The sequence below is a fragment of the Gluconobacter potus genome (assembly GCF_015244705.1).
In the GTDB taxonomy this organism is placed as follows: Bacteria; Pseudomonadota; Alphaproteobacteria; order Acetobacterales; family Acetobacteraceae; genus Gluconobacter; species Gluconobacter potus.
Genome location: NZ_JABCQF010000009.1, coordinates 1 through 22,610, shown reverse-complemented (window position 1 = coordinate 22,610; position 22,610 = coordinate 1). Strand labels below are relative to the sequence as shown.

20 protein-coding genes, 1 tRNA gene and 1 pseudogene are annotated in these 22,610 nt (G+C 60.1%); 5 read left to right on the top strand and 17 right to left on the bottom strand.

Annotated features, from left to right (window positions below; translation table 11 throughout):
* Window positions 1–31 precede the first annotated feature (31 nt).
* Window positions 32–2,134: an ATP-dependent helicase gene (locus HKD31_RS12100; RefSeq protein WP_194265285.1), complete on the top strand. Its 2,103-nt coding sequence runs from the start codon at window positions 32–34 to the stop codon at window positions 2,132–2,134.
* A 12-nt stretch (window positions 2,135–2,146) separates the two neighbouring features.
* A pseudogene (locus tag HKD31_RS12095) lies at window positions 2,147–2,804 on the top strand (SOS response-associated peptidase).
* 129 nt (window positions 2,805–2,933) lie between these two features.
* Here the strand turns inward: HKD31_RS12095 and HKD31_RS12090 are convergent.
* From HKD31_RS12090 to trbB, 12 genes are all read right to left on the bottom strand, one after another.
* A complete protein-coding gene (locus HKD31_RS12090) occupies window positions 2,934–3,899 on the bottom strand; it encodes a DMT family transporter (RefSeq protein ID WP_035378710.1) in 966 nt (321 codons plus the stop codon).
* Complete coding sequence (locus HKD31_RS12085) at window positions 3,896–4,786, bottom strand: pyridoxamine 5'-phosphate oxidase family protein (RefSeq protein WP_035378712.1); 891 nt, start codon at window positions 4,784–4,786, stop codon at window positions 3,896–3,898. The genes HKD31_RS12090 and HKD31_RS12085 overlap by 4 nt, the downstream gene beginning before the upstream one ends.
* A 97-nt stretch (window positions 4,787–4,883) precedes the next feature.
* Window positions 4,884–5,123, bottom strand: a complete 240-nt coding sequence (locus tag HKD31_RS12080; RefSeq protein WP_035378714.1) for a DUF2274 domain-containing protein — start codon at window positions 5,121–5,123, stop codon at window positions 4,884–4,886.
* Window positions 5,116–6,351: a TraB/TrbI/VirB10 family type IV secretion system protein gene (locus HKD31_RS12075; protein ID WP_089179467.1), complete on the bottom strand. Its 1,236-nt coding sequence runs from the start codon at window positions 6,349–6,351 to the stop codon at window positions 5,116–5,118. The genes HKD31_RS12080 and HKD31_RS12075 overlap by 8 nt, the downstream gene beginning before the upstream one ends.
* On the bottom strand, window positions 6,348–7,355 hold the full coding sequence (gene trbG, locus HKD31_RS12070; RefSeq protein WP_194265286.1) for a P-type conjugative transfer protein TrbG: 1,008 nt from the start codon (window positions 7,353–7,355) through the stop codon (window positions 6,348–6,350). The genes HKD31_RS12075 and trbG overlap by 4 nt, the downstream gene beginning before the upstream one ends.
* Window positions 7,352–8,035, bottom strand: coding sequence for a conjugal transfer protein TrbF (gene trbF / locus HKD31_RS12065; protein WP_089179469.1), 684 nt, complete (start codon window positions 8,033–8,035; stop codon window positions 7,352–7,354). The genes trbG and trbF overlap by 4 nt, the downstream gene beginning before the upstream one ends.
* On the bottom strand, window positions 8,035–9,441 hold the full coding sequence (gene trbL, locus HKD31_RS12060; protein WP_194265287.1) for a P-type conjugative transfer protein TrbL: 1,407 nt from the start codon (window positions 9,439–9,441) through the stop codon (window positions 8,035–8,037). Before trbL ends, trbF begins: the two co-directional genes overlap by 1 nt.
* 3 nt (window positions 9,442–9,444) lie before the next feature.
* Window positions 9,445–10,215 carry a P-type conjugative transfer protein TrbJ gene (gene trbJ / locus HKD31_RS12055; protein ID WP_194265288.1) on the bottom strand — a complete coding sequence of 257 codons (771 nt, stop codon included), beginning with the start codon at window positions 10,213–10,215 and terminating at the stop codon, window positions 9,445–9,447.
* The gene (gene trbE / locus HKD31_RS12050; protein ID WP_194265289.1) at window positions 10,212–12,656 is read right to left on the bottom strand and encodes a conjugal transfer protein TrbE; all 2,445 of its coding nucleotides are present in this window, start codon (window positions 12,654–12,656) and stop codon (window positions 10,212–10,214) included. Before trbE ends, trbJ begins: the two co-directional genes overlap by 4 nt.
* 13 nt (window positions 12,657–12,669) lie before the next feature.
* Window positions 12,670–12,945, bottom strand: coding sequence for a VirB3 family type IV secretion system protein (locus HKD31_RS12045; RefSeq protein WP_194265290.1), 276 nt, complete (start codon window positions 12,943–12,945; stop codon window positions 12,670–12,672).
* Window positions 12,945–13,298 carry a TrbC/VirB2 family type IV secretion system protein gene (locus HKD31_RS12040; protein WP_194265291.1) on the bottom strand — a complete coding sequence of 118 codons (354 nt, stop codon included), beginning with the start codon at window positions 13,296–13,298 and terminating at the stop codon, window positions 12,945–12,947. The genes HKD31_RS12045 and HKD31_RS12040 overlap by 1 nt, the downstream gene beginning before the upstream one ends.
* Window positions 13,298–14,320 carry a P-type conjugative transfer ATPase TrbB gene (trbB, locus tag HKD31_RS12035; RefSeq protein WP_228120621.1) on the bottom strand — a complete coding sequence of 341 codons (1,023 nt, stop codon included), beginning with the start codon at window positions 14,318–14,320 and terminating at the stop codon, window positions 13,298–13,300. The genes HKD31_RS12040 and trbB overlap by 1 nt, the downstream gene beginning before the upstream one ends.
* Before the next feature lie 606 nt (window positions 14,321–14,926).
* Between trbB and HKD31_RS12030 the strand changes: the two genes are divergently transcribed.
* Entirely contained in the window at window positions 14,927–15,601 is a 675-nt protein-coding gene (locus tag HKD31_RS12030) for a Ros/MucR family transcriptional regulator (protein ID WP_194265292.1), read from the top strand.
* A 27-nt stretch (window positions 15,602–15,628) separates the two neighbouring features.
* Here the strand turns inward: HKD31_RS12030 and HKD31_RS12025 are convergent, their stop codons facing one another.
* From HKD31_RS12025 to HKD31_RS12010, 4 genes are all read right to left on the bottom strand, one after another.
* Window positions 15,629–16,081, bottom strand: coding sequence for a CopG family transcriptional regulator (locus HKD31_RS12025; protein WP_194265293.1), 453 nt, complete (start codon window positions 16,079–16,081; stop codon window positions 15,629–15,631).
* On the bottom strand, window positions 16,078–18,099 hold the full coding sequence (locus HKD31_RS12020; protein WP_194265294.1) for a conjugal transfer protein TraG: 2,022 nt from the start codon (window positions 18,097–18,099) through the stop codon (window positions 16,078–16,080). The genes HKD31_RS12025 and HKD31_RS12020 overlap by 4 nt, the downstream gene beginning before the upstream one ends.
* A gap of 164 nt (window positions 18,100–18,263) precedes the next feature.
* Entirely contained in the window at window positions 18,264–18,920 is a 657-nt protein-coding gene (locus tag HKD31_RS12015; RefSeq protein WP_194265295.1) for a TetR/AcrR family transcriptional regulator, read from the bottom strand.
* A 126-nt stretch (window positions 18,921–19,046) separates the two neighbouring features.
* Entirely contained in the window at window positions 19,047–20,159 is a 1,113-nt protein-coding gene (locus tag HKD31_RS12010) for an iron-containing redox enzyme family protein (RefSeq protein WP_194265296.1), read from the bottom strand.
* Between the two features lie 491 nt (window positions 20,160–20,650).
* On the opposite strand from HKD31_RS12010, the gene HKD31_RS12005 reads away from it, so the two are divergent.
* Window positions 20,651–20,806, top strand: a complete 156-nt coding sequence (locus tag HKD31_RS12005) for a hypothetical protein (protein WP_156105403.1) — start codon at window positions 20,651–20,653, stop codon at window positions 20,804–20,806.
* Between the two features lie 12 nt (window positions 20,807–20,818).
* Entirely contained in the window at window positions 20,819–22,543 is a 1,725-nt protein-coding gene (locus HKD31_RS12000; RefSeq protein WP_194265300.1) for a recombinase family protein, read from the top strand.
* Here the strand turns inward: HKD31_RS12000 and HKD31_RS11995 are convergent.
* A tRNA-Met gene (locus tag HKD31_RS11995) sits at window positions 22,500–22,576 on the bottom strand. The genes HKD31_RS12000 and HKD31_RS11995 overlap by 44 nt on opposite strands.
* Window positions 22,577–22,610 lie beyond the last annotated feature (34 nt).

Here is a 22,610-nt window from a genome sequence, read left to right as displayed (position 1 = left end):
TCAGTATCGTTGATGAAAGTGCGCTAAGGAATTGAATCCAGAACCTTCTCCTGCTTCGGGCAGCGATGATTATCTGTCCCGTCTGAATGAGGCCCAGCGACAGGCTGTCACGCACGGGACCGGAGTCTCGACAGGCGGGGCGGATTCATCCCCGCTGCAGGTCATCGCCGGGGCTGGTTCGGGCAAGACCAACACACTGGCCCATCGGGTCGCGCATCTGATCGCCTCAGGGGCTGATCCGCGCCGCATCCTGTTGCTGACCTTCTCGCGCCGCGCCAGTGTGGAGATGACGCGGCGGGTAGAACGCATCTGCAAAACCGTGCTGGGCGACAAGGCCGGACCTCTCGCTGACGCGCTGGCCTGGTCTGGGACGTTCCACTCCATCGGTGCGCGGCTGCTGCGGGAGTATGCCCAGCAGATCGGCATGGATCCGGCGTTTTCGATCCATGACCGCGAAGATTCCGCTGACCTGATGAATCTGATCCGCCATGATCTGGAATTTTCCAAAACCGAGAAGCGGTTCCCCGGCAAGGGCACGTGCCTTGCCATCTATTCCCGTGTGGTGAATTCAGGCGCGCCGCTCGCCGATGTATTGCTGAAGCACTATCCGTGGTGCGCGGGCTGGGAAGCCCAGTTGAAACAGCTTTTCGCCGGTTATGTCACGGCGAAACAGGAGCAGAGCGTGCTGGATTATGACGATCTGCTGCTGTGCTGGGCGCAAATGGTCAGCAACCCGGTTCTGGCCGCAGATATCGGCGGCAAATGGGATCATGTGCTGGTCGATGAGTATCAGGACACCAACCGGCTGCAGGCGGAGATGCTGCTGGGCATGAAGCCCGATGGCCGAGGCCTGACGGTGGTGGGTGATGACGCGCAGAGCATCTATGCCTTCCGGGCGGCGACCGTGCGCAACATTCTGGATTTTCCAGTGTCTTTCGATTCCCCGGCGCGCATCGTGACGTTGGATAGGAACTATCGTTCCACGAAACCCATTCTGGATGCCGCCAATGCGGTGATCGGCGAGGCGACGGAGCGGTTCACCAAGGATCTGTGGACCGAGCGGGCTTCGGAGGAAAAGCCACGACTGGTCACTATCTGGGATGACACGGCGCAGGCCAACTACATTGCCGATCGAGTGCTGGAAGAGCGTGAGGCCGGAACACCAATGAAGCAGCAGGCTGTGCTGTTCCGGGCTTCGCACCATAGCGGCACGCTGGAGGTGGAACTGACCCGGCGCAATATTCCGTTCGTGAAATTCGGTGGCCTGAAGTTTCTCGACAGTGCGCATGTGAAAGATATGCTGGCGCTATTGCGTTTTGCCCAGAACCCACGCGACCGCATCGCGGGCTTTCGGGTATTGCAGCTTCTGCCGGGCGTGGGGCCGGGTTCAGCCCGGCGCGTGCTGGATACGATGGGCGAGAATGCCCATCCCTTCGAGGCGTTGAAGGATGTCAAAGCGCCACAGCGGAGTGGTGAGGTCTGGGCGGGTTTCGTGAATATGCTGACCGCTCTCGGCAGCCATCAGGTCGGCTGGCCGGGCGAGATTGCAGCCGCGCGGTACTGGTATGAGCCACATCTGGAGCGGCTGCACGAGGACGCCTCCACCCGTCTGGCCGATCTGGTGCAGCTTGAGCAGATTGCCGGAGGGTACCCGTCACGCGAGAAATTCCTGACCGAACTGACGCTGGACCCGCCGGATGCCACGTCCGATCAGGCTGGCGTGCCGTTGCTGGATGAAGACTATCTGATCCTCTCGACCATTCATTCCGCCAAGGGGCAGGAGTGGAAGAATGTGTTCCTCATGAACGTAGTCGATGGCTGCATTCCGTCTGATCTGGCGACGGGCGAGCAGGACGATATCGAGGAGGAACGCCGCCTGCTCTATGTGGCCATGACGAGGGCGAAAGACAGTCTCGATATCATGGTGCCGCAGCGTTTCTATGTGCATGGCCAGCACAGCCGGGGCGACCGACATGTCTATGCTTCACGTACACGCTTCATCGACCGGGACATGCTGCCTTTGTTCGAAGCCGTGTCATGGCCTGTCGTGAAACCGGAAGAGCAGGCAAGGCAGGAGGCGGTGAAGTCGGTGCGGATCGATATGGCAGCCAGATTACGCGGCATGTGGTCGTAAGGGAGCAGGCGGATGTGCAATCTCTATTCCATGACTTCCAACCCGCAGGCGATCCGCGAGATCGCGAAAGTTCTTGAGGATCGCACGGGCAATCTCCAGCCGCTGCCGGAGATCTACCCGAATACGATGGCGCCGATTGTGAGGAACGGGGAAGGCGGTCGTGAACTGCTCATGGCCCGCTGGGGTATGCCGACTCCCCCCCGGTTACCTGAAAGGCCATAAGGTGGATCGCGGTGTGACCAATATCCGCAATCCGGGATCTGCATGGTGGAAGCGCTGGGAAGGGGTGGAGCACCGCTGTTTGGTGCCGCTGACAGCGTTCTCGGAACCCGAGCGTTTGCCTGATGGGAAATCACAGCCTGTGTGGTTTGCCCGCAGCGACGGAGAGCCGCTGGCTTTCTTTGCCGGTATCTGGTGCCGATGGACATCCGTGCGGAAACTGGCTGATGGAGAGACAACGGATGACCTGTTTGGATTTCTGACCACCGAGGCAAACCGGGAAGTTGGAGCCATCCATCCGAAAGCCATGCCGGTGATTCTGACGCAGCCGGATGAGCTGGATGTGTGGATGAATGCGCCAGCAGAGGAGGCGCTGGGGCTTCAACGGCCTCTGTCAGATGGGCATTTGGCCCGTCGTGAACCACCCTACCTCGTGGAAAATGGAAGCTAAAATGGGATCATACTTCTTGCATTTTTCATCCCGGATATAAGTAGAAAAGACGAGTGCAACAAAAATCCCAAGTATGCTGATCTCTCATCAATCAGAGTTAATCGTGTGGTGATCTCCATATCGTTGGGCTCATACTTCCCGAACGTGCGAGACATCGCCGCCATTGGTCGGCGGTGCAGAGGCCTGCCGGAAAGACGAACACACCAGACCCAAAGCAATCGCTACAATGCCTGTAGCGTGCCAGAGATGCAGACGTTCGTGAAGAAACAACGTCGAGAGTATGACTCCAAAGGCCGGGATCAGATGAATGCTCAGGCCTGCACGTTCCGCACCAAAAAATCTGACAGCGCGCATGTAGAGTAAATAGGCCAGAACGGACGGAAAAATGCCCACATATAAGGCAGCTGCGGCAAATGAAATCGTCCAATGAGCAGATGTCGCACTTATCGGAGCGATGAACCAGAGCGGCAACAGGAGGCAGACGCCGATCGTGATATGAGCACCCAGCACACCCAACCGGTCGAGGTCTGCCGGCAGGCGACGGATCCAGAGCGTGTAAAACGCAAAGCAAGCCATCGCAGCAAGGACAACAGCATCTCCCGGCACGAGCGCGAGGGCGCTCCATTGTGACCATTGGCCGTGCAGAACCAGCGTGAACACGCCCAACAACGAAAGTATCAGACCAGCGCCCTGAGCGAGTGTAAGTCGCTGCCGGTAAAAGATCGCACCGAAGAAAACAATCATGAGTGGTATCAGCGCGTTCATCAGAAGGGCGTTGCTCGCCGTGGTCGTTCGTACACCAACATAGATCAGGGCATTGAAGCCGACGATCCCTGTAAGCGCCGTCCCGAGCATAAGCCAGCGATGCTGCCAATAACGAGGAGCATCACGGCGCATGATAGGGAGCGCAAACGGCGACAGGCAGACAAAAGCAACGACCCAGCGGACGGTCAACAGGGTCAGGGGTGCGGTCAGATCGCGAACCGCACGGCTGACGATAAAATTTCCGGCCCAGAACAGCGGTGGCAATCCAAGTGACGCATACGCCATAACACGCTCTACGATGCGTGGAGTACGAATGCGGTTTGCGGTCATACGTCGTGGCTCGACGATACGATCCCAATATCAGGTCCCTCCACCCAACCGAGCGACAGAGCCTTCCTGCGTCGGATCACCTCTCGAATACGCACATCAAACGAACGCCCTGCACCGCTCCACGAAACAGACGCCTCACCCGTCAGATGCAGAAGATCACCGTTGTCGAAATTGATGAAGAGAAGACCAGCCCGAGGATTTTCCAGAAAGTTTCCAAACGTGTTGAAATAACGATTACCTGGGTAATCCGGAACAGTCAGGACATCACCGTTGAGCTGCACAAAACCTGATGGTCCGCCGCGATGCGAGACATCCATGCCGCCGTGGACGACAGACGATGCGCAGGAGGCGATGAAGAATGTGCTGGCGGTCATGATGACGTCGCGCGCCTCAGCGTCTGGTGCCGGATATCTCTCCACGGCACCGGGTAATCGAAGCAGCGATCGTGGCTCACGTGGGCGGATATATTTTGGACAGTTTCCGAAACTCTGCAGAACGCGCATCCGGATGCCGTCCGCGTCGTTCGCCAGAACGGTGCCGTTGGCGCGGTTGCGTCGGCGTGTCGCAAACTCGATCCCGAGGATCGCGATCGGGCGTTCCGGCGCCAGCGCTTCAGCCACAGGATCTCCTGATAGGGGATGCCAGGCGAGATGAAGTGTTATCTCGTCAGGACTTGAGAGAAAGCCGGGCACGCCGGTAGCAAGCGTTGCAACCGGCCAGCCGTCGGGAGAAAGGGCACCCAGCACGACATAAGGCAGCGATGCAAAGAACGTGCGATGCTGCTCTGTCATGAAGGAGCGAATGAAAGTGCTCGAAGGTGCGGCCACGCCAGCCAGTGCCTGCGCACGCCGTTCGCCCTCGTGAAATGCGGTCGCCGTGTTATCCATCGTCGTGATCCGTCATGTCGGAACTGAATGAGGCAAACATGCCACGTAGCATCTCCGAGCAACAATACAGAACGGTCCGTTTATTGGCTATTCACTTTCAGGGTTTTTCGCCTTCCTCCTTCCGTTTCTTGAGGAACACACGATCACGTTCGATGAACCGGGCCACCATAATTGGAACCAGACGGGCCGGGTTCTTGCCGACATTGGTGTCGTCGCCATTCTCCTCCGCGAGAAAACGGGCATACAGAAGAAGGTCACGATGAATGTCCGCGGGAAAGGCAATCGTCATCCGGACAGGACGACTGTCGGGAATTGCGGTGATACGAAGCTTATCCATTGCGATGTTCTCCTTTCGCAACATAAGGTTTGAGTATCAGGTCGCGCCCCAGCAGAAGCGTGAACGGCAGACCGGGACGGTCGGTGAGGGTTGGCTGAATATCGAGTGAGCGGTCGACCAGCCGGTATCCCACCTGAGAGAACCCGTTGCTGGCGCCACTGCGAATGGCCTGGGCGAGATTGTTCTCGCTCTGGCTCGTGCCAGCTTCCGACCCGACGCTGAGCAGCGTGGTCACCAGTGCGGCTTTGAACAACTGGCCCCAGTGGTTGTTCACCTCGTCCGACAGGCCGGACTGGCCGATCGCGTCGGCGCCGGGCAGTTTCTCCAGCACGAGGCTTTCGCCGTCCGGGAAAATCAGCCGGGTCCAGATGATCTGGGTGCGTTGCTGCCCGAAGGAAATGCCGCTGTTATAGGCACCGAACAGCGTACTGCCCTGCGGGATCAGGAGATAGCGCCCTGTCGGGCTGTCATAGACGTTCTGGGTGACGTGCCCGACGATCTGGCCCGGAAGATCGGAACTGATCTTCGTGTTCAGCGCGCCCGCAATGACCGTTCCGGCCTGAAGCACGTAAGGGGAGAGGAGCGGCAAAATCCGATCGGGGCTGATGGTCTGCCGGTCAGGTTGACCCGCGAGAAAGGCCCGGTTCTCTGCCTGTGGTCCGGTGCTGGTCGTTCCTGCACCCTGGCCAGGGGACGCTGAGGTCGCAGATGAAGCCGGCTGCACGTCATGCTGATCACGCACATCGACTGAGGCAAACAGTTTGCTGCCAATGGCGGCATCAATTTCCTGCTGAGCCCGACGCGCATCCTCGTTGCCGATCGCATTGGCAGGGATTGATTTGCCCTGCCGCTGCGCGTTGAGGATTGGCCTGCCCAGATCACCGGGAAGCGCGGGTCCGAGCCTGGGCACATTGGAATAATCTTTCGGGAGGTTGTCCAGACCTGCCGCAGATGGTGGGGACGCATTGTCCGGACCGACTGATGCTGACGGCGCTCGATGGCTGGCTTCCAACGCATATCCGAGGGCGAACGCCACGACGATGACGCCGATCCCCCCGAGTGACCAGATCACCGTCCGCGACAGACGCACGACGCGTGGACGCTCGGCACGGAGGCGCAGATCGGGAGGCGTCGCCGGTGGGGCCGGGTTTCCCCCATTGGGCGGGGCATTCTGATCAGGGCGTGGAGCGGTGTCCTGCCCTGCCCCCTCTTCTCTGTCCTCGCTCATGACGGCCGCCCGTCAGTGCGCACGATGCGCACGCGCTGCTCGCTGGTCTTGTCGCCGAGACGCAGCTCGGCCGCGGCGAACAAGCGGTCAACGATCATCCAGTTCTGGCGGACCCGGTAATTGACCAAAGCCGGGTTCCCGTCCGGCCCCAGCACGAAAAGAGGTGGCAGATCCCCCTGCCCGATCCCGCTCGGGAAAGCGATATAGACTTTGCGTCCGTCATCGAAAGCCCGCGAGGGCAGCCACGGGGGCACCCCGCCTTTTGCTGGCTGTATGGCGTAGCGAAAATGCAGATCGTCGAGATTCAGCCCCGCATCCACAGGAGCCTCTTCTTCGGCGTCGTCATTCTGACGGTGCAGCGCGATCAGATCGTCCTCGGGATAGTCCCACGACACGGACGCCATGTAGGTCGCCGGTGTGGAACGCAGTTCCGCCAGGTAGGTCCGGCGGTCGGTATTGACGATCAGATTGGTCGTGAGATCGGGACGGGTCGGCTTGACCAGGATATGGACACGCTTGGCAGTACCACTGCCGCTCGATGTATCCCCGATCACCCACCGGACGGTGTCACCAGCGGCAACCGGCCCGCTTCCGACCAGCTTTTCGCCGGGCTGGAGCATGATGTCGGTAATGTCACCGGGCGACGCGTAGACCTGATAGAGCGCGCCGGGACTGTAGGGATAAACCTGCACGGCATTGATAAATCCCGCCCGCGTCGGCTGGATCCGGGCGGCGACGTTCGCCTGAATCACACGCACGGTCGGATCGGCAACCTCCGGCGCACCTCGCCGGGCCTGGACGCTGCGCGACGGCAGGCGTTTCAGTTGGCCCGGCAGCGGCAAAGGTCTGGCGATTTCCACCACCTGCACCGGTTTGGGTGGATCGGGCAGGCGTGTAGCCCGCGCCGCATCATCATAGCGAATGGCGGGCGGATGATACTGTCCGGCACAGGCGGACAGGGTGAGCAGCACCAGCGGCAGGGCGCGCAAGACCATGCGGATCATTGTCCGAGTTCCTTCGACCAGTTGATGGCGGTGACATAGATGCCAAGCGGGTTTTTCCGCAGGCGATCGGCCGTGCGTGGGGTGACGATCATGACCGTGAGAATAGCGGTCCAGCGTTCGGTTCCCGTGAAGGCGCCGTCGCGGTAATGCCGTTCGGTCCAGGCCACGCGGAAACTGCCGGGCGATGCCCGGATGACCGACGACACATCGACCTCGACCTGTTCGTGGCCGACCCGTGAGAACGGGTCGTTGAGGCGGGCATAGTCGTTCAGCGCCTGTGCGCCGGAAATCATGGTGAACTCGTAGGCCTGCAGCCAGTTCTGCCGCACAACGACAGGATCGGCGGACAGGCCACGCACATCTTCGATGAAGCGCGCCAGATACCACGACACCTGCGGATCGGTCGGAACATAGGCCGAGGTCGCTGGGCCGATCACCTGTGTCTGGCCGAGTTTGTCGACCTGCACGACCCAGGGGACGATGGTGCCACGCGCGGACTGCCAGACCAGGCCGATCCCGAGTGCTGCCGAGAGGAACAGACTGCCAAAAGCCATCAGCCGCCAGTTACGGGCCTGCACACGGGCGGAGCCGATCCGGTCATCCCAGATCTGGGCTGCGTGTTGATAGGGTGTCACGGGTTCGGGTGTGATCCCGTAGCGTGTGGTAGAGCGACGGAACATCATTGTTTCTCCGAAAGATCGATGGCTGCCGATCCACCGCCGCCATCGGCGGAGCGGATGACATGGGCCGCTTCGGCCGCGTGGGTCGCGGCATTGCGACGCTTCATTTTTTGTGCCCAGCGTGGGGGCTTGCTGTCGGGAGCAGAGCCGGCGCCGCCGCCTTGACCTTTGCCGGCGCTGTCTGACGGGCCGGCAGAATTCCCGCCACCCGCCTCGGAAGCGGCTCCGCCGGTAAAGCGCCCCCCTGTTGCGGTGAAGGCGCCACGAGCACCGGCGCCGTAACTCTGTTTCATGGACGCTGCGGCCCCGGACGCCCTGCTCTTTGCTGCGTTCATGGCTGCGGCACCTGGTGCGCGGGCGACACCACCAAGCCCGGCGGCCATGCGCGCGCCCGCGCTCCCACCCGCGGCGCTCATGGCTCCCATGGAATAGGCGCTTGAGGCCGCCCCCGCCGCAGCGGCCCCGCCACGAGCGGCTGCTGCCGTGGCGGCCAGAGCCGCGCCACCACCGGAGGCGATGGCGGCAGGGGCGGCGACAGCCGCCGCTCCCATGGCGCCGACCGCCATACCGGTGCCGACAGCAGCACCCGCGCCAAGTTGTGGGGCGCCGGAGATCAGGCCGTTGGCCAGTGAACCGCCGAAAATCGCAAGCCCGACCATGCACAGGGAGGCCAGAACCACGGACAGCGCCTGTCCGATGGTGGGCGAACTGTTCCCGTAGGAGGTCGTGAACTGTTTGAAGAGGCCGGAGGCGACGGCGGAAATGACGGCCAGCACCATGATCTTCACACCGGACGAAACGACGTTCCCGAGAACCTTCTCGGCCAGAAAGGCCGTCCGGTTGAACAGGGCGAACGGGATCAACACGAACCCGGCGAGGCTGGTGAGCTTGAATTCGACAATCGCGACGAAAAGCTGCACCGCGAGGATGAAGAAGGCCGCCAGCACAATGAACCAGCACAGAAGCAGCACGAGGATCTGTACGATGCTGGCAATTGCGCCGAAGGAAAACGCCAGTTTGCTGGCCGCATCAAGCAGCGGTTGTGCGGCGGAGAGGCCGGTCGCGGCCAGCCGTCCCGGATGCATGAAATCGGCAAGTGTCAGCGTTCCCCCACCCGCTTTAAGACCGAGCGCGGCGAAGCTGTTGAAAACGACGCTCGAGAGATGGCTGAAATGGTTGATGACGAAGGCAAAGAAGCCGACATAAAGCGTCTTTTTGACCAGACGCTGGACAATGTCCTCGTCCACCGCCCAGGCCCAGAACAGCCCGGCCAGCAGCATATCAAGGACGGAGAGCGATCCGGCGAGGGACACGACGCTGCCCCGCAGCAATCCAAAACCGGAATCGATGGTGGTCTCGAAGGTGTTGAGGAACCCGTCAATAATCCCGACATTACTGGCGTCCATCGATCAGTCTCCCGAACCGGGAACGGAGACAGTCTCGGGAACATAGGCGTCGTACTGCGCGAAATGCTGGTATTGTGCCTCGGCCCCGGCTTCGTTCGCAGCCTGTCGGGCACGTTCCAGTTCAGCAGCCCGACCGTTGGCGGCGAGTTCCGCCTGAATGTCAGATAACTGACGGGATTGCAGGGCCATAAGCTGGTTTCCGGCCTGCGCCGCCTGCAACGCACCCGCAGAGTTCTGGCTGGCCGAGACCAGTTGCGTCACGGCCGAACTGTCGGTTGGGATGTTGCCGACCACCCGGGCCTGCAGTTTCAGGGCATCCTCGAACCCACCGACGGAATTCTGCCACCGCGTCTGTGCCTGACTGAAAAGGGTGCTGTCAGACATGCCGGACGAGACGGATGTGTACGCCTGCTGATACTGCTGCTCGACGGACTGGACGCTGTAGGCAATGTTCTGCGCCTGGGCCAGAAGGGCGGTGGTCTGGGAAACCGTCGATTGCAGCGTCGACAATGTCGAGAGCGGGAGCGTCGCGAGATTGCGACCCTGATTGACCAGCATCTGCGCCTGGTTGGCGAGCGATGTGATCTGGTTGTCGATCTGCTGGAGTTCGCGTGCTGCAATCAGGACGCTCTGTACGTGATTGGCTCCGTCATAGACCGCCCACTGCGCACAGGCAGGTTTGACTGGCATGAGAAAAAGCAGAACGGCGCCCACAGCTGCGGCATAACCGCTACGGAAATATTTTGCCCGAATACGAAAAGATCTTTCCGTCATGGCACGCCTCCGTGACGCAGAAGGTCCGCGACCCACGTCACACCACGCGCCTCAAACCACGCGGGCAGAAAACCCTCCCGCCCATGCTCCCCCAGCACGGCGTCAATCAGCCGATGATCGTCTTTCCCCGACGCCGCACACAGCGCGAGCGCGACCGGCCCGAGCCCCAGTTCGAACAGGCGGTTCCCGCGCTGGGTCTGGCAGTAATATTCCCGTTTCGACGCAGCGCGGGCGATGATGGCGGTCTGTCGGTCGTTGAGGCCGAAATCCCGGTAGAGGGCCATGATCTGCGGTTCGATGGCGCGCTCGTTGGGCAGGAATATCCGTGTCGGGCAGCTTTCTACCACCGCAGGCGCAATAGGAGAGTTCGCGATGTCCGACAGAGACTGCGTGGCAAAGATGACGCTGGCGTTCTTCTTGCGCAGGGTTTTCAGCCATTCACGCAACTGACCGGAGAAATTCCCGTCATCCAGAACGAGCCAGCCTTCGTCGATCACCAGCAAGGTGGGTCGTCCGTCCAGCCGTCCTTCAATGCGATGGAACAGATAGGACAGCACGGACGAGGCGGCACCAGAGCCAATCAGTCCTTCGGTTTCGAACACCACCACATCGGCATCACCCAGATGCTCGGTGTCAGCATCAAGCAGGCGACCGTAGGGACCGCCGAGACAGTAGGGTGCGAGCGCCTGTTTCAGTGCGTTGGACTGAAGAAGAGCGACCAGGCCCGACAGGGTGCGCTCCTCCTCCGGCGAGGACGCGAGGGAATTCAGGGCCGACCAGAGATAGGATTTCACCTCCGGCGTCAGCGCGATCCCTTCACCGACAAAAATCTGGCCCAGCCATTCGCTGGCCCATTTGCGCTCGTCCGGATCGTCAATCTGAGCCAGAGGCTGGAGTGAAACACCGGGAAAGCCGTCCACGCCCAACCCGTTCTCGTCCGTCAGGCCACCACCGAGATCATGCCAGTCGCCGCCCATGCCGAGCGTTGCGGCGCGCATGGAGCCACCGAAATCGAAGGCGAAGATCTGCGACCCCACATAGCGCCGGAACTGAAGCGCTATGAGCGCCAGCAGCACAGACTTCCCCGCTCCCGTCGGTCCCGCGATCAGCGTATGACCTACATCGCTGGCATGGAGAGAAAACCGGAACGGCGTGGCCCCGGCGGTCCTGCCGTAGAAGAGCGGCGGCGCCTTGAAATGGACATCCTGCTCCGGCCCGGCCCAGACGGCGGAGAACGGGATCATGTGCGCCAGATTCAGCGTCGAAAGCGGGGGCTGGCGCACATTGGCGTAGACGTGCCCAGGCAGGCTGCCGAGCCATGCTTCGACCGCGTTCAGAGTCTCGGTCATACAGGTAAAGTCGCGACCCTGAATGATTTTTTCCACAAGGCGGAGTTTTTCAGAGGCGATGCTGGCGCTGCCATCCCAGACCGTGATGGTCGCAGTGATGTAGGCCTGCCCCACATCATCCGCCCCGAGGGACTGCAACGCCAGATCGGCATCGGCCGCCTTGTTGGCGGCATCATTGTCCACCAACACGGATGCTTCGTTGGTCATGACTTCGCGAACAATGGCCGCGATGCTTTTGCGTTTTGCGAACCACTGACGCCGGATCTTCGTCAGAACCTTGGTCGCGTCGGTCTTGTCGAGCAGGATCGCGCGCGTTGACCAGCGATAGGGCATGGCCAACCGATTGAGATCGTCCAGAATTCCGGGGAAGGTCCGGCTGGGAAAACCCGTGATGGTCAGGGTCTTCAGGTACGCATCACCAAGTTTCGGCTCCAGCCCCCCTGACAACGGCTGATCCACCAGCAGCGCATCCAGATGCATCGGGATTTCCGGTACCCTGACCCGCTGATTGCGGGTCGAAATGGTACTGTGCAGGTAGGTCAGCGTCCCGCCGTCATTGAGCCACGCGGCCTCGGGCATGAATCCATCGAGCAATGCCAGAAGACGGTCGCTGCGATCAATGAAAGAATTCAGTATGCCATGCGGGTCCGGTCCGTCGTGTTCCCGACCCTCATAGAGAAAACGCTCGGCACGACCTGATGATTCCGCCGGTGGTAGCCATACCACGGTCAGGAAATACCGGCTCTCGAAATGCGCGCCCTCATCCTCGAACTGTTCCCGGCGCTCCAGATCCACCATCTGGCTGGCGGCATCGGGAAAATCACTCTCGGGATAGAGCGTGGCAGGTGTTCGCTGCGCTTCCACGAACACGGCCCAGCCGGAACCGAGACGCCGCAGGGCGTTGTTCAACCGGCCAGTCACGCCGACAAGTTCGGCCGGCGTGGCGGAATCCAGATCCGGACCACGAATGCGCGCGGTGCGCTGAAAGGAGCCATCCTTGTTCAGGACAATACCTTTTTCGACCAGCGCTGCCCAAGGGAGGTAATCCGAGAGAAGTGCTGCACGATTGCGATATTCGCCAAGGGACATCATCGCCCTGCCCTCCTCATGCCCGGAACCAAGCGGGATAGCGGAGATGCCGCCGCCCCACTTCGACAAACAGCGGATCGCGTTTTGCACCCCAGACCGCGAGGCTGTGGCCTACGATCCAGAACACCGCGCCGACCAGCCAGAGCCGCAGACCCAGCGAGATCGCCGCGCCCAGCGTGCCGTTGGCGATCGCCAGCGTCCGTGGGGCGCCGCCGAGCAGGATCGGATCGGTCAGGGAGCGATGCACGGGGACATGAAAGCCCGGCACCGCGTCGTCGTCATATCCCACCATCAGATCAATGCTCCCCCGGAGAAGGAGAAGAAGGACAGGAAGAAACTGGACGCCGCAAAAGCGATGGACAGACCGAAGACGATCTGAATCAGGCGACGAAAGCCTCCCGAAGTTTCACCGAACGCAAGGGTCAGGCCGGTGACGGTGATGATGATCACCGACACGATGCGCGCGACGGGTCCCTGAATGGATTCCAGGATCTGGTTGAGCGGCTCCTCCCACGGCATTCCGGAGCCGGACGCCCAGGCGGAGGAAGTTGCGGCAAACAGCGCGATACCCGCCATGCTGGTCAGACGGGACAGGCGATTGGTATGGGCGCGCGTCATGACGCGCGCGGACAGGGTCTGCGACATCAGAGTGTGTCCTCAATGCTGGAGAGGTTGAAGGAATGTGGACGCCGTGCTTCGCCGATCGGGAAATCCAGCGAGGTCATGCGGTAAAGGCCTGTTGCCGGATCCAGTCCGTCCACCGTTGCGAGTTCCGTCAGCCGCCGGGCAGTACCGCGTCCGGACAGCACCGCGATCACATCGATGGTTTCCGCGATCATGCCGCGCGGCACCGTCACCACGGCCTCCTGGATCAGTTGTTCCAGACGGAGCAGGGCTGCGAGCGCTGAGCCGGCGTGCAGCGTGCCGATACCGCCGGGATGACCGGTGCCCCACGCCTTGAGCAGATCAAGCGCTTCGGCGCCGCGCACCTCTCCGATGGGAATGCGGTCAGGACGTAGACGGAGGCTGGACCGAACGAGGTCAGAAAGCGTGATGATCCCTTCCCGGGTCCGCAGGGCGACGAGATTGGGCGCCGTGCACTGCAATTCCCGTGTATCCTCGATGAGGATCACGCGGTCCCTGGTCTTCGCCACCTCGGCCAGCAGGGCGTTGACCAGCGTCGTCTTACCGGTAGACGTGCCGCCCGCAACCAGGATATTCCTGCGCTGGACGACGGCCTCGCGGAGATAGGCCGCCTGTGCGACGGTGATGATCCCGGCGTCGATATAATCGTTCAGCGTGAACACCGCGACAGCGGGCTTGCGGATCGCGAAACTGGGCGCTGTCACGACCGGCGGCAGCAATCCCTCGAAACGCTCGCCTGTCGGGAGTTCGGCCGAGATCCGGGGCGCGGCCTCATGAACCTCCGCGCCGACATGGTGCGCGACCAGACGCACGATGCGTTCGGCATCGGCGGGGCCGACCGTGTCCCCGGTGTCGGACAGCCCCTCTGACAGGCGGTCGATCCAGAGGCGTCCATCAGGGTTGAGCATCACCTCGACAACAGCCGGATCGGCGAGATGTCTTGTGATGGCCGCTCCCAAAGCCGTACGCAGCATGGAAAAACCACGTGCCGCCGCGTCGTTCGTTGTCACATGGCTGAACATTGTCATTCCCGTTGTCGAGCGGGTCCGGCCATTCCGGACCGCAACGGGGACAAATAGAGGAGGCACGCGTTTCTAGATCGCAACAAGAAATTCGGCCATCATCGTACCGGGGCGTACGAAAGCGTATACAAACTGGCAGAGGCGTAGACGGCTAAAAATTTGGCGTATTATCAGTGCATTAGGCTTGAAACTTTTAATCCGACGTTGTCAGGAATTGCGGTGATCCGAAGAAACCGATGGCAACGATGGCGATGACTGACTTCGCGAGCGTGAAACTTTTGAGCCGGGCCAAATATTAAGTTATGGACGCGAGTGTCAGGCCCCGCTCATCAACGGCAATGCGCACAATACGATACTTGGATGAGGCAAGTTTTTACTGTGTTTGGAACTACAAACCAACGCATGATTGGACCCGACACACTTTACATCGACGAAGACGGCGGATTGACAATATTGTCGTTGCGCTAAATATCGAAGTCACACACCGTCAAAAAGTTGCTCCGAAGGTGTGACCCGTGCTTGAATCGACACGGCGTGCTCTTAATGATGAAATGCCTGCGTTCCGAAGCTTATAACGATTCACACCCTATATTGAGGACTACCCTATTGAGCAGCGACAAGGACATCATTCTCGGTCGTCTGAATGCGATGACGCAGATCGTAACGGCGCATCTTGCAACGACGAAAGTGGAGACCGACCAGCTTCCGGAACTCGTACGTCGGCTTTATGCGTCGCTTTCAGAGGAACAGCCTGTGCCGAACACGGCAGGATTGGCAGCAGCCCGGACAACCAGCAATGTTCCCTCGCCTGCTGAAAAGACAGAACCGTCCGTGACTCTCGACGAGACACCGGCGGAGGCGACGTCGCCCACAATTCTGGCCGTCGAGAAACAGCAGCAGCCAGCCGTCCCGATCAAGGAATCTGTCTTTCCCGACTACATCATCTGCCTGGAAGATGGGAAACAGCTGAAATCGCTCAAACGGCACCTCGCGGCTGCCTTCGACATGACCATTGAGGATTACAAGGCCAAATGGGGGCTGCCTGAAGAATATCCGACCGTCGCGCCGAATTATACGGAAATGCGGCGTCAGGTGGCACAAAAGATCGGCCTTGGAAAGCGTGCTTCCCAGAGTGACGACAAAACGGACGGCACCGATGCGTCTGCGCGGTCGGCCCCGGGAACACCATCACCTACACGAAACAAGGCCAAGGGTGGCCTAAAGGAACGGTCAGCCGGAAAAGCCGATGAACATCGACTGGCCAACGCGTTCTCTCGATGATCCGGGGTGACGCGTTAGGTTGATTTGTCAGTCCTTTTTAACAGCGGCGTCGCTGCTTTCATTCGCCTCACGCTCAATGTCTGTCCGGAACCGCCTGTCGCTGGCCAGCCGTCGCCCCAGCATCTCGACGAAACGGTCGTAGCGCTCCGCCCCCTGGGCACGGGCCGCTGCGGCCATGCTGTCCGAAAGACCCGGCATACTGGTGAACCAGAGCCGGATGAACAGCGCGAGCGTCTCGACCGAGATCGACAGGTCGCGCTCGATCCGCGCCTGACGACGATCGAGCCGCTGCACGGCGGCTTCCAGCGACGCTTTGGGATCGCCACCAGCGCCTTCCGGGTCGAGCCACGCCGCAATCGCGGCTTCGGCCAGCAGGGAGTCCGACATCGACCGTCGGGCGGCCTGCGTCCGCAGCCCCTTCCACAGATGCGGCTCGAGATAGACCGAAAGCCGCTTCTTCTTCTGGCGCGCGCCGCTCATGACAGCCCCAGATCATTGCCGGGATCAAGAGCCGCCTGACGGGCTTTGCGGGCCAAATCCGCCGTCAGCACGGCATGAAGGTCTTCCTCTTCCATCGGATCGCGTTCACGCTCGCGCATAGGCGCATCACGCGCGGGGTCCTCGTCGCCCTGCGGTGGCAGGTCGGGCTCCTCGGAAACGTCCATTTCCGGCTGACGGCGCGCCTCGGTGCCGACAGGATCTTCTTCCTCACCCGCCTCCTTGACCGCATCCTCTGGTGTGTCGGGCTTGACCTCAGGCTTTGATGGCTGCGGACGCGAGGTCCAGTCGTCGGGTGCGACCGGTAATCCTCGTGTCCCCGTCTCCGGCGCGGGCAAGAGCCGTTCCCGAAACCGGCTGTCGCGAAAATATTGCGCCTTTTTTGCCCGAACGGGCGACATCCCCGAGAGCAGGACCAGTTCGTCGGTTGCTGGCAGTTCCTGAACCTCGCCGACGGTGAGCAGTGGTCGGGCACTCTCCTGACGGGACACCATGAGGTGCCCGAGCCATGGCGACAGCCGATGACCGGCATAGTTCTTCTGCGAGCGGATTTCGGTTGCGGTGCCAAGCGCATCGGAAACACGTTTGGCTGTCCGCTCATCGTTGGTCGCGAAGCTGACGCGAACATGGCAGTTGTCAATGATCGAGTTGTTCTGCCCGTAGGCTTTTTCAATCTGGTTGAGCGACTGGGCGATCAGAAACGCTTTGATCCGGTAGCCAGCCATGAAAGCAAGCGCGCTTTCGAAGAAATCGAGCCGCCCGAGCGCGGGAAACTCGTCGAGCATCAGCAAAAGACGCTGCCGCCCTTCTGCTCCGGACAGATCCTCGGTCAGCCTGCGCCCGATCTGGTTAAGCATCAGCCGGATCAACGGCTTGGTGCGACTGATGTCCGAGGGCGGGACAACGAAGTATAACGTCGTCGGCCGGGCCGGATTGACGAGATCGCCAATCCGCCAGGTGCTGCGGCTCGTCACCTCGGCCACGACAGGGTCACGATACAGACCAAGGAACGACATGGCCGTACTCAGCACACCGGAGCGCTCGTTGGGGGATTTGTTGAGCAATTCACGCGCAGCCGACGCCACCACCGGATGGACGCCACGCTCGCCAAGATGGCGCGTGCCCATCATCACAACGAGGGTGGCCGCGATCGAGCGTTTCGGATCGGACAGCAGGCTGGCGACACCACGCAAGCTTTTGTCCGGTTCCGCATAGAGGACATGAAGAATGGCTCCCACCAACAGGGAATGTGAGGTTTTTTCCCAGTGATTGCGTCGTTCCAGCGAGCCTTCGGGATCGACCAGCACGTCGGCGACGTTCTGGGCATCGCGCACTTCCCACTCGCCGAGACGGATTTCCAGCAGCGGATTGTAGGCGCATGACGCGAGATTGGTGGGATCAAACAGAATCAGCCTACCGAAGCGGCCCCGGAACCCGGCCGTAATGGACCAGTTTTCGCCCTTGATATCATGGACAATGGCTGAACCGGGCCAGGTCAGCAACGTCGGGATCACCAGCCCTACGCCCTTGCCCGAGCGCGTCGGCGCGAAGCAGAGCACATGCTCCGGGCCATCATGCCGGATGTAGTCGCGCTCCCAACGCCCCAGCACCACGCCATCCTGGCCGAGAAGTCCGGCCTGCTCGATATCGTCGCGTTCGGCCCAGCGGGCCGATCCATAGGTGGCTGTGCGTTTATGCTCCCGCGCGCGCCTGACGGACAGGACCACTGCTGTCAGGAAGGCGAGCACTCCGCCAGATCCGGCGATCCATCCGCCTTCTACGAAAATGTGTGGTGCATAGGCGTCGAACTCGTACCACCACCACGGAAACAGAAATGGCGGATAGAGCGGCCACCGTCCGGCCACCACAGTCCACGGAGGACCGAGTTCTGGCTGGAATGCGAGCCGCCACGCGACCCACTGCGTTGCGGCCGACCAGGCCATAATGACAATCAGGAAACAGAGGCCGAGTTGCCCCCACAGGATACGAGAACCAGACATGAATTCCTCCCGAGTTGGGAGGAATTCTGCATGGCGACACGCCCTTCAGTTCAAGACTTTTCCCAGTCAACTGACGGCACGGGCGTGCGGAGGCGTAAACAAACTGGCGCGGGCGTAAGTAGCACTTCCAAACGCCTTCTGGCTTCAGGCAGACCCGGCAAGAGTCAGTTTTTTGTGGGTGGGTGCCTGTGGGTTTCATCGTCCAGCAGACGTTCCGCAGCGACCCACGCCTGATCCGCAGCATCCTTCTCGTCCAGAACATTGGCTGAGACTACCGCGCCATCAAGCAGGTAGATCATAAAGTGGGCAAGTTGTTCAGATCGCTCTTCCAGAACGCCGTTCGCCTCCAGAAGCGCCCGGATGGCGTGCCGCAGGCTGCGTTTCTGTAGTCGGGAAATCTCGGCGATAGTATCCTGCTTTCCCTTGTATTCCTCAGTCGCGCGAGAGAACACACATCCCGCAAAATCGGGCTGACGAAACCAGGATGTATGCCAGTCGAATACGGCGCGCAGGCGGGCTCTCGGCTCCGCATGCGCGCTGACAGCCTCGATCAGCGAGGCCTCCAACGTTTCAATATGTCCTTCAAGGTAGTCGGTCACTAGCCCCTCTTTGTTGCCAAAGTGGTAGTAGATTGCCGTCTTCGCGACCTGCGCGGTGTCGGCGATGTCATCGACACTGACCTGGTGGAAACCCGAACGGGCAAAGAGGGAGCCCGCTGTCGTCAAGAGAGTAGCCCGACTATCGGGACCATTCCGCTTTCTGCGGAGTTTTTGCTGTGGCACGTCCATGACCTCACAGGAATTCGCATCAATCCGTCTCATTCATAATCCGAACGTTTTGTGCGTCAACAAGTTCAAGGCACAGATCAGGCCACAGCAATTCCCTTTCCACAAGTTAATAAAGCGATATCAAATGTACCGGTCGTTCATACACGGGACGTTATCTGATCAGTTGACTGCCTCCAGGGCCGCGGTCGGAACTGGTTTGACGGCTTTCATTTCGGCCAGTTGCCAGTCCCAGTACGCTTCACTGGAGTTCAGGCGCATCGCCGCACCCTCGAGCACAGATCGCGCTTCACCGGGATACCGCCGAAGAACAGGCACAATGACATTGTCAATCCAGCCATCGCCATGCAGGGCATCGACCTCGACATGCTCGCTGTAATAATCCAGAATCGACGGTTGATCGTTGCCAATACCGACGCGACGGCAACCCGAGAGCAATTTGGCGTATTGCTCGGGATCCGAGAGTTCCGTAATTGCGAGCGCACCGATCGAGCGGAAATATTCCCGCCGGTTGAAGGCGAAATAAAGCAGCAGATTATACCCCGAGAGGCCCTCCCAACCCAACGCATCGACAAACTGGGTCGGATTATCTTCAATCTTGAGATAGTCGAGCAGGTCGCGGTAGAGACGCACATGCGTGCGGGCTGGGTTACCCTGCCCCATCTCATCCCAGAAATTATGCGCGACTTCCATCCGGACATCTTCGTCGATACCGACAAGAGACAGCACGATCAGGTCATAAAAACGCATATTCAGCGCGTAATCGGTCGTAAAATACTTGATGATCTGCGGTCGTGACGCGTCGGTCTTCATGAAATCGAATACCGCATGGTTATACCCGGAATGGCTCTTCCAGAGGGACTTGATGGCGTCGCCAATTGCTTCCGGCTCGACATCGGCCGGGATTGGGCTGGCCTGGCTCAATTCCCACTCCATCCACGAAACTTCGATCGCACGGCGAGCTCGCAACAGTTCGATACTGTACTGGTTATCAGTAAGGCCCGGGTGGGGCCGGGAGAGATGCAAACCATACAGGTCATGCAGCACGCGATGAACGGTCTTCCGTGCGGCAAGGTCGCTCTGTGCAAACGCCATATCACAGCACCGATGCGCGAGCGCCTCCAACTGACCCGAGGCTCCGCGAGAGGCAAGGAACGTATCCGCGTTGTCGTTGGAAAGTGCATCATTCACCAGACGGCGCAGTGCCTGCGGTGTATCGTCAGCGATGTTGATCTCCGGTCGCGCAAAAGCAGCGCCGCCAGCATGTGTCAGCATAAAGCAGTTCCTTGCAATGTGTGTACAATCTGGAAACAGCTCGCGACCTGTATGTTGCACAGTGACGAAACGGTCCGTTTTGAGTCAAGAAAAAAGACCGTACTGACGCGTATTCGTCATAATTGCAGAGGCAGAACCGAAGGCCTAGCCGCAGGTATAATGCTTTTGTGAAAGTACGATCCGCGCAGTATGTTGTTTTTAGGTAGTTTTACAGCCCCCCGTGGTCGGAGGCAGCGTAAAGCCGCGGCACTTCGAATCGCACTGACTGTTCTGTTCCTGATCCAGTCAGCGGGAAATCTCACAAGAACGTGAATGTTTCGAGCGTAAAACGCCACGCCACGACCGACAGGGGCACGCCCCGACCCGCCACGATACTCCTTACCACATTGTTTTATTGCGGTTTTCTATTTTCCTGCGTGCCGATGAGAGGCACGATGGCACACATCTGAGCTTCAAGAAAAGGCAGGACGATGCGCGCAAAAGACGCTACAGTGTCGACATCGCCCCGTGTCATTCTCGACCCTACCGGTCATGGAGACGGTAACGGTGAGGGTCTGCGGGCGCTGATACGAGCCCTCGCCCGGCAGGCGGCGCGGGATTACATTGAACATGAAAACGGACCGATCCGTACACGATCGGAGGACTAACAGGAGGTCTTCATGAAGGTCGCGCTCTACGCCCGCTATTCTTCTGACAACCAGCGCGATGCCTCCATTGAGGATCAACTGAGGCTGTGTCGGGAATATGCTGCCCGTCAGGACTGGAACGTAGTCGACAGCTACAGCGACAGAGCCGTCTCTGGTGCCTCCCTGCTTCGTCCTGGTATTCAGGAACTGATGCAGGACGCACAGCGCGGGAAGTTTTCGATCATTCTCGCCGAAGCCATGGACCGTCTTTCGCGCGATCAGGAAGATATCGCCGGGCTGTTTAAACGAATGAAGTTTGCCGGGGTGCGGATCATCACGCTTTCAGAAGGCGACGTCACCCAACTCCATGTCGGGCTCAAGGGCACCATGAATGCCCTCTTTCTGCAGGATCTGGCAGACAAAACGCGGCGCGGCATACGGGGACGCGTTGAAGCCGGTAAATCGGGCGGCGGTCTGTGCTATGGGTATGACGTCGTCCGAAAATTTGACGCTGCCGGCGAAGCTGTCCGCGGAGAGCGGTCGATCAACATCAGCGAAGCCGCGATCGTGCGGCGCATCTTTCGTGAATATGCAGACGGCAAGGCGCCTAGGGCCATTGCGCTCGATCTGAATGCGGAAGGGATTGTCGGACCATTGGGAGGTGCCTGGGGACCATCCACCATCCACGGCAACCGTGACCGCGGCACCGGCATCCTCAACAACGAGCTTTATATTGGCCGACTGATCTGGAACCGCCTTCGCTATCTGAAGGATCCGGAAACTGGCAAGCGCGTCTCGCGCCTGAATCCAGAAAGTGAATGGATTCTGCAGGAGGTTCCTGAACTTCGAATTGTCGAGCCTGACCTATGGGAAGCGACCAAGGCCCGTCAGGCAACGACAACGTGGTCGCAAAAGACACGTGGTGACGGCGTCCATCCTCTGAACAGTCTCAAGCGTCCTCGTCACCTCTTCACTGCGATGACACGCTGCGGCTGCTGTGGCGGTGGTTTTTCAATGATCTCGAAAAACCTGCTTGGCTGCTCGACTGCGCGCAACAAAGGCACTTGCGACAATCGCATGACCATCCGGCGGGACATGCTCGAGAAGTCTGTACTTAACGGGCTACGGACGCGCCTCATGGACCCCGCGCTGTTCAAGGAGTTCTGTGATGAGTTTACTCGGGAGGTTAACCGCGTGAGAATGGAGCGCGGCGCAGATCTCGCTGCGATGCGCGCGGAACTACCCCGCGTTGATCGCGAACTGGACAAGGCGATCCAGGCCATTCTCGACGGCGTACCCGGCGTCAAGCTGAAGGACAAGATCGGACGGCTGGAGGCCCGCAAGGAAGAACTGACGGCTCTGCTCGCCGATGCACCCCAGCCACCTCCTTTGCTGCATCCAAACATGGCTGTGATCTACAGGGAACGCATCGAAGCCCTTTACGAAAACCTTCAGAAGGAGGATGCGAGCCTTGAGGCCATCGAGAGGCTGCGCGGTCTGGTCTCACGGATCAAGCTGATTCCGCTGGACGGCGAGCTTGCCATCTTCCTCGAAGGAGACCTCGCTGCAATTCTGAACTTCTCGTCCAACAAAAAAAGCGCCGCAGTCCATCCGGACCACGACGTTCTTCAGTCGTTCATTGAACAGGATACATTGGTTGCGGGGACCTGCAACCGAAGAAAACTGCGCTCTGCCGGTAAAGAGCAGGCTACATTGGTTGCGGGGGCAGGATTTGAACCTGCGGCCTTCAGGTTATGAGCCTGACGAGCTACCGGGCTGCTCCACCCCGCGGTGGTGTGTGATGATGTTGGGGATTTTTGTGGTG